A 650-nucleotide genomic window follows, 5' to 3' on the forward strand; every position below is an offset into this window, starting at 1 on the left:
GGGGCGGTGTCGGCGAGGGGGACGCCGTAGCGGGCCAGGCGCAGGGGCATGAGGGATTCGACGGGGGCTTTGCGGCGCCAGTTGCGGCCGTAGCGGGAGCGCAGGCGGGCCTGGTAGACGAGGCGTTCTTGTTCGAGCTTGATGACCTGGTCGTAGGAGCGCAGTTCCCAGAGTTTCATGCGGCGCCAGAGCAGGAAGGTGGGGCCGGGGGCGAGGAGCCAGCGGGTGAGGCGGACGCCTTCCATGTGTTTGTCGGCGGTGATGTCGGCGATGCGGCCAATGGCGTGGCGGGCGGCTTCGACGGCGACGACGAACAGGACGGGGATGACGGCGTGCATGCCCACGCCGAGGGGGTCGGGCCAGGCGGCGGCGCCGTTGAACGCGATCGTCGCCGCCGTCAGCAGCCACGCCGTCTGGCGCAGCAGCGGAAACGGAATCCGGATCCAGGTCAGCAGCAGATCAAGCGCCAGCAGCACACAGATCCCGGCATCGATACCGATGGGGAAGACGACGGAGAAGTTCCCGAAGCCCTTCTTCTCCGCCAGATCACGCACCGCGGCATACGAACCCGCGAAACCGATCCCCGCGATGACGACCGCCCCCGCGACCACCACCCCGACCAAGATCCGGTGCGTACGCGTCAGACGCAG

1 protein-coding gene is annotated in these 650 nt (G+C 68.8%); it reads right to left on the bottom strand.

The window, feature by feature from the left end; genetic code table 11:
• Positions 1 to 650, bottom strand: a 650-nt coding sequence (locus ACFQVC_RS42470; RefSeq protein ID WP_381842162.1) for a DUF2637 domain-containing protein, incomplete at both ends; no start/stop codon positions are given.

Source organism: Streptomyces monticola (assembly GCF_042665355.1).
In the GTDB taxonomy this organism is placed as follows: domain Bacteria; phylum Actinomycetota; class Actinomycetes; order Streptomycetales; family Streptomycetaceae; genus Streptomyces; species Streptomyces monticola.